At 72.6% G+C, this 6,702-nt stretch carries 8 protein-coding genes; all 8 read left to right on the forward strand.

What is annotated here, in order from left to right; genetic code table 11:
* Positions 1-622 (forward strand): SDR family oxidoreductase (locus tag QR77_RS35675; RefSeq protein WP_040026143.1); only part of this gene is annotated, 622 nt, incomplete at its 5' end.
* Between the two features lie 79 nt (positions 623-701).
* Positions 702-1,451 (forward strand): FCD domain-containing protein, encoded by a 750-nt coding sequence (locus QR77_RS35680; protein ID WP_040026144.1) that lies wholly within the window; start codon positions 702-704, stop codon positions 1,449-1,451.
* Positions 1,448-2,593, forward strand: a complete 1,146-nt coding sequence (gene dgoD / locus QR77_RS35685) for a galactonate dehydratase (protein ID WP_040026146.1) — start codon at positions 1,448-1,450, stop codon at positions 2,591-2,593. Before QR77_RS35680 ends, dgoD begins: the two co-directional genes overlap by 4 nt.
* Before the next feature lie 20 nt (positions 2,594-2,613).
* The gene (locus QR77_RS35690; protein WP_040026147.1) at positions 2,614-3,435 is read left to right on the forward strand and encodes a hypothetical protein; all 822 of its coding nucleotides are present in this window, start codon (positions 2,614-2,616) and stop codon (positions 3,433-3,435) included.
* 86 nt (positions 3,436-3,521) lie between these two features.
* On the forward strand, positions 3,522-4,160 hold the full coding sequence (locus tag QR77_RS35695) for a bifunctional 4-hydroxy-2-oxoglutarate aldolase/2-dehydro-3-deoxy-phosphogluconate aldolase (protein ID WP_040026148.1): 639 nt from the start codon (positions 3,522-3,524) through the stop codon (positions 4,158-4,160).
* 53 nt (positions 4,161-4,213) lie between these two features.
* On the forward strand, positions 4,214-5,107 hold the full coding sequence (locus tag QR77_RS35700; RefSeq protein ID WP_040026149.1) for an SMP-30/gluconolactonase/LRE family protein: 894 nt from the start codon (positions 4,214-4,216) through the stop codon (positions 5,105-5,107).
* Positions 5,104-6,156: a sugar kinase gene (locus QR77_RS35705; protein WP_269084345.1), complete on the forward strand. Its 1,053-nt coding sequence runs from the start codon at positions 5,104-5,106 to the stop codon at positions 6,154-6,156. The genes QR77_RS35700 and QR77_RS35705 overlap by 4 nt, the downstream gene beginning before the upstream one ends.
* 22 nt (positions 6,157-6,178) lie before the next feature.
* Positions 6,179-6,589: an NUDIX hydrolase gene (locus QR77_RS42570; protein WP_052489800.1), complete on the forward strand. Its 411-nt coding sequence runs from the start codon at positions 6,179-6,181 to the stop codon at positions 6,587-6,589.
* The last annotated feature ends 113 nt before the right edge of the window (positions 6,590-6,702 follow it).

The raw sequence follows: 6,702 nt of genomic DNA on the forward strand, positions 1-6,702 counted from the left end.
CGAGGCCGTCGCCGCCGGCATCCGCGCGACAGGCGGGCGCGCCACGTTCGTCACGGCCGACGTCTCCGACGAGGGGGACTGGGAACGGATCACGGCCGCCGCGCACGCCTACGGCCCGGTCGGCGTGCTCGTCAGCAACGCCTACACCGTCGACGTCACCCCCGCACACGAGATGACCCGCGCCTCCTGGGAGCGACAGCTCGCCGTCAACCTCACCGGCGGCTTCCTCGGCTTCCGGGCGGTCCTGCCCGACCTGCGGAAACACCACGGCGCCGTCGTCCTGACCTCGTCCGTGCACGCGCACAAAGGCATCCCCGGCCACCCCGCGTACGCGGCGACCAAGGGCGCGCTGCTCTCCCTGTGCTCACAGCTCGCCGTGGAGTACGGGCCCGAGGTGCGCGTCAACGCCGTACTGCCGGGTCCGATCCTCACCGCGGCCTGGGACCGGGTGTCCGAGGAGGACCGGGCGCGCAGCGTCGCGGAGACAGCGGCGCGCCGCTTCGGGAAACCCGAGGAGGCGGCGGCCGCCATCGCGTTCCTCGCCGCGGAAGAGGCCTCGTACATCACCGGATCGAGCCTGCTCGTGGACGGTGGCTGGAGTGTGGTCAAGGCATCGGCCTGACCAGCCCGACCATGGGGAGCACAACGGCACAACGACCGCCGCACACGGACCGACCAGCAGAGCAGAGAGGCAGAACGACATGACGCCATACGCGCGCCGCGGAGTGCACGGCCAGACCGTGGAGACTCTTGCGCGCCGGGTGCTCAGCGGCGAGATCCCCGAGGGAGCGACACTCGATCTCGTGGCGCTCCAGAGCGAGTTGGACGTCAGTCTGACCGCCCTGCGCGAATCGCTCAAGGTACTCGCGGCGAAGGGGATGGTCGACGCACGGCAGAAACGGGGCACCTTCGTCAGGGCCAGAGCCGACTGGAATCTGCTGGACGCCGACGTACTGCGCTGGCAGTTCGCCGGAGGCACCAGCTCCGGCGCCGACCTCGGCCTGCTGCACAACCTCGGCGAAGTACGCGGCATCATCGAGCCGGCCACGGTCAGGCTGGCGGCCGAGCGCCGTACCGACGCCGATCTCGCCGCCCTGGACGCGGCGTTGACCGCGATGGGCCGGAGTGTGGACGGCGAGGGCGGTGAGGCGGCGCACGCCGTCGAGGCCGACCTCGCCTTCCACCGCGCACTCCTGGCGGCGACCCACAACGAGCTGCTGGAACGCATGGAGATGGTCATCGAGTCGGGTCTCGCCCACCGCGACGAGATCGTGCACAGCTCCCCGCACGGCGAGGACCCCGTACCGAGCCACCGGGCCGTGCTCGACGCCGTACGGGCGCAGGACCAGGACGCGGCGGAACACGCCATGCGCGCCCTGCTCGACCAGGCTGTACGGGACCTCGACAAGGTCCACGGCACACCGAAGACGAAAGGCTCCGAGGCGAAGTGAAGATCGTTCGCGTCGAAACGTTCCTCGTTCCGCCCCGCTGGCTGTTCTGCCGGATCGAGACCGACGAAGGTGTGGTCGGCTGGGGCGAACCGGTGGTGGAGGGCCGCGCCGAGGTGGTGCGCGCCGCCGTCGACGTCCTCGCCGAATACCTGGTCGGCCAGGACCCGTTGCACATCGAGGACCACTGGCAGGTGCTCACCAAGGGCGGCTTCTACCGGGGCGGCCCGGTGCTCTCCAGCGCCGTGGCCGGCATCGACCAGGCGCTGTGGGACATCGCGGGCAAGACGTACGGGGCGCCCGTGCACGCCCTCCTCGGCGGACCCGTACGGGACTCCGTCCGTGTCTACGCGTGGGTCGGCGGGGACGAACCCGCCCGGCTCGGCGAGGAGATCACCGAGCAGGTCGAGGCGGGCTTCACCGCGGTCAAGATGAACGCGGCCGGCCGTACCCCCGCGCTGACCACCCCCGCGGGGACGGCCGCCGTCGTGGAGCGGGTGGCGGCGGCGAGGGAGGCGCTCGGCCCTGACCGCGATGTGGCCGTGGACTTCCACGGCAGGTTCAGCCCGGCCGGTGCCCGCCGAGTACTGCACGAAATCGCCCCGCTGCACCCGCTGTTCGCGGAGGAACCCCTGCTGCCGGAGCACGGTCACCTGATGGCGGGGCTGGTGGAGGCGAGCACCGTACCCATCGCGACCGGCGAACGGCTGTACGGACGCGCCGAGTTCCTGCCCGCCCTGACGGCGGGCATCGCGGTGGCCCAGCCCGACCTGTCGCACGCGGGAGGCATCTCGGAGGTCCACCGCATCGCCTCCCTGGCCGACACGTACGGCGCCCAACTGGCCCCGCACTGCCCGCTGGGCCCGATCGCGCTGGCGGCCAGCCTGCAAATCGCCTTCTGCACACCGAACTTCCTGATCCAGGAGCAGAGCAGGGGCATCCACTACAACAAGGACGCCGACCTGCTGTCGTACCTCGTCGACACCGAGCCCTTCCGCTTCGTGGCGGGCCAGGCACGGCGAACGGACCTGCCGGGGCTCGGGATCGCGGTGGACGAGACGGCGGTACGGGCGGCCGACCGGTCCGGGCACGCCTGGCGGAATCCGGTGTGGCGCCATGCGGACGGGTCGTTCGCGGAGTGGTGAGCGGGGGCGGGGGGAGTGCGGTGGGCCCACGGGTCGTCACCGACCTTGCGCGCGGGGGGCGTTGGACGTCGCTCTATGTGCCGGGTGGTGTGGACGGCGGCGGGCGCGAGTGGCTGTGGCATCGGGACGAGCCGCGCAGGGCCGGCGTCCTGCCGGGCGACGCGTTCGCCGACGCGGGCGGCCTGGAGGAGTGTGTTCCCACGGTGCGTGGGACGCCGGACCACGGAGACGCGTGGTCGCTGGGGTGGCGGGCGACCGGCGCGGGCGAAGGCGAGGGCGGGTCGGTCGACTGCCCGGACTTCCGGCTCGAACGGCAGATCCGTACGGCCCCGGAGGCGACCGTCGTCGACTACCGCCTCACCGCCGCACCCGGCTACCGCTTCCTGTGGGCCGCGCACGCGCTGCTGGAGGTCTCGGCGGACGGCTGGGCCGGCATGCCCGAGGGTGCGGCGGTCCGGCTGTACCCCGATGGTGGTTCGCGCTGGACGCCGGGCACCTGGCCCCGGGTGGACGGCGCACAACTCGACCGGCTCGGCCCTGACGACGGTACGGCGGTCGGCGCCGTGATCGACACGCCGGAGGTGTCCGTCCACGACGGCCCCGACTCGCTCCACCTGACCGTCGAGGCCCCGGGACAGCCGGTGTCGGTGGCGCTGTGGCGCAACCTCCGGGGCTTCCCGGAGGACGAGCCGTACCGTTCGATCGGTGTCGAGCCGATGCTCGGCCGGGTCTTCGACCTGGCCACGGCCGGGGAGGGGGACGCGGCGTGCGTCCCGGCTTCGGGCGAGGTGCGGTGGCGTCTGACGATCACGGCGACGGGCAGGCGCACACGCGCCACCTGACGACGTGGGGCGCGTGAGGCGCGTGAGGCGCGTACGGCTGATATGGCACGTGTAGGTGACACGTGTAGGTGAAAGGAACGGCAAGCATGGATCTGCTGGGTGCACTACGCATACACCGTCTGGTCGCCATCGTGCGCGGGGACGACCCCGACGCGGCGCTGGCGACCGTACTGGCCCTGGTCGAGGAGGGCATCAGCCTGGTCGAGGTCTCGCTGAGCGGACGGGACGCCCTTGGTGTGATCAGCCGGGCCAGGACCGCTCTGGGACCTGACGCGCCGCTCGGAGCGGGCACCGTCCTGGGCGCCGACGACGCGCACGCCGCGCACGAGGCGGGCGCTGACTTCATCGTCACACCGGCGGTCAGCGACGGCATCGCGGTGGCGAAGGACCTGGGGTTGCCGGTGCTGGCGGGTGTGATGACGCCGACGGACATCCTGTCCGCGCTGCGGCTCGGCGCGGACGCGCTCAAGATCTTCCCGGCGGCGCAGGCCGGAGGCCCGGCGTATCTGCGGGCGCTGCGCGGCCCGTTCCCGGATCTGCCGTTCGTGCCGGTCGGGGGAGTGGACGCGGCGGCGGCGCGCGAGTACCTGGCACAGGGAGCGGTGGCGGTCGGGGTCGGATCTCCGCTGATCGGGGACGCCGCGCACGGGGGAAGCGTGGACGGGCTGCGTACGCGGGCGCGGGTGTTTCTGGATGTTGTGGGTGTGGAGCGGAACCCGAAGTGACGGATGGGGTGCATGAGATGAGCGGGACGGGCGCAGTGGGTGAAGTCGGCGCAGTGGGCGAGACGTCGCCTGTGGTGTGTTGGTCGGACAGGCTCGAACTCGGCGAGGGAATCCGCTGGGTCGACGGCCGGATCGTCCTGGTCGACATCCTGAAGGGCCGCCTGCTTGCGGCCCCGGCCGCCGTCGGCGGTGACGACGGTACGGCTGCGCTGGACGTCATCGCGGAACTCGACGTGGCGCTGGGCGCCGTGGCTCCCGTGGCCGGCCGGCCCGGCACCTGGATCGCGGCGGCCGGGACGGGTATCTGCCTGATCGGCCCCGACGGTGGTGTGCGCTGGATCGCGCGCCCGGAGGACGCGAATCCCGTACCGATGCGGATGAACGACGGGACCGCCGACCCGCTGGGCCGGTTCTGGGCGGGCAGTCTGGCGTACGGCTCGGAGGACGGCGCCGGGTCCCTCTACCGGACCGACAGCGACGGGACGGTGACCCGCGTACTGGACGGCATCACTGTGCCGAACGGCCCGGTGTTCTCAGCCGACGGCACGACACTGTTCCTCGCGGACAGCGCGGGCGGGCTGATCCGGTCGTACCCGGTCGACCCGGCGACGGGTGAACTGGGCGCGAGTTCGGTGTTCGCCACGCTGGAATCCGGCGGTCCCGACGGAATGGCGGTGGATGTGGAGGGCGGTCTCTGGACGGCGGTCTGGGGCGAAGGAGCGGTCCACCACTACCGCGCGGACGGCACGCTCGACGGTGTGGTGCGGGTACCGGCGAAGCAGCCCGCGGGAGTCTGCCTGGGCGGCGACGACGGCCGTACGCTCTACATCACCAGCGCGCGCACGGGGCTGGCGAACCCGGCGGAACTGGACGGCGCGGTGTTCGCGGTACGGGTCGGGGTGCCGGGCCTCGCGACGGCGCCGTTCCACCTGGAGGACGGGGCGTGAGCGCGGGGCGGGTCGACGGCCTGGGCGACGGGCCGGCCGACGGCCCGGTGGTCTGTGTCGGCGAGACGATGGCGGCCCTCGCGCCGGAACCAGTCGCCTCGCTGGACTCGGCGGACCTGCTGCGGCTGGACGTCGCCGGTGCGGAGTCGAACGTGGCGATGTACCTGGCGGACCACGGCGTACCCGCCCGCTGGGTGTCGGCGCTGGGCGACGACCCGTTCGGGCGGCGGGTGAGGGACCGGGTGGCGGCGTTCGGCGTGGACGTGTCGGGCGTACGGACCGACCCGGCGCGCCCGACGGGCCTGCTGATCAAGGACCCCGGTACCGAGGCCACCCGGGTCCACTACTACCGGCGCGGCTCGGCGGCTTCGGCGCTGGGCCCGGACCTGCTGGACGACGAAGCGTTCAGGGGGGCGGGCCTCGTACACCTGACGGGCATCACCCCGGCGCTGTCAGCGAGTTGCCGCGCGTTGGTGGAGGGGGCGCTGGCAGCGGAGCGGCCGTACGCGGTCAGCTTCGACGTCAACTACCGTCCGGGGCTGTGGGCCGAGGACTCGGCCGGCGATGTGCTGCTGCCGCTGGCGGACCGGGCGGACACCGTTTTTGTCGGCCTGGACGAGGCGCAGGCGCTCTGGGGCGATGACCTCACGGACGCGGCCGCGGTGCGCAAGCTGCTGCCGGGACCGGAAACGCTGGTGGTGAAGGACGGCTCCCGCGAGGCGACGGCATTCGTAGGACCGTCGTCGTACACGGTCCCTGCGCTGCGGGTCGAGGTGATCGAACCGGTGGGCGCGGGAGACGCGTTCGCAGCGGGCTTCCTGGCGGGCCGCCGCCGCTACGACGACCCGGTACGCGCCCTGCGCCTGGGCCACTTGACGGCCATGTCGGCACTCCGCGTCCCGACGGACCACGGCCCGCTGCCGGCGGCGGCGACGATGGCGGAGCTGCTGGGGGCGAACGAGGAGGAGTGGGCGGGGGCGGTGGTTGGGACGGGTGCGCTGCTTGGGGCGGAGACGGGAACGGACGTCTGTCGGAGCCGCCCGGCATGATTGCCGGATGGCAGACAGGCGTATGACTGACAGGCGTAGGGCGGCAGGGGTGATCATCCGGGCCGGCCAGGTCCTGATGGTGCGCGAGCGAGGCAAGGGCCCTACGGGCCGCCACGACGGCCAGGAGTACTGGACGTTGCCCGGCGGGGCGATCGAGCCGGGGGAGTCGGCCGAAGAAGCGGCAATACGCGAGGTCGCGGAGGAAACCGGCCTACGGTGCCTGTCGGCGCGATACGTCTACGAGGTCCCGTACCCCTCGGGACAGACGGCCTGCTTCCGCGTAGAGGTGGCCCCGGGCGCCCCACGCCTCGGCGTGGACCCCGGTTTGGCTTGCGACTGCCCCCGGATGGTGGGCCTGGGCTGGGTCCCACTCCAACGAAGCGCCATGGACGGCGAATTCATGGTGCCGCACTTGCTGATGGCTACGGGGTGAGGGGCGGCACTTGCTTGTTCTGCCGCTTGGCTTAGCGTCTGCCGGCGGGCTGTGGTGACGGGGCGGGTTGGTGGGGCGGGTGTGGTGGGGGCCGATGGACGCGGGAGGGTGGG

It is taken from the genome of Streptomyces sp. 150FB, assembly GCF_000818195.1.
Taxonomy (GTDB): domain Bacteria; phylum Actinomycetota; class Actinomycetes; order Streptomycetales; family Streptomycetaceae; genus Streptomyces.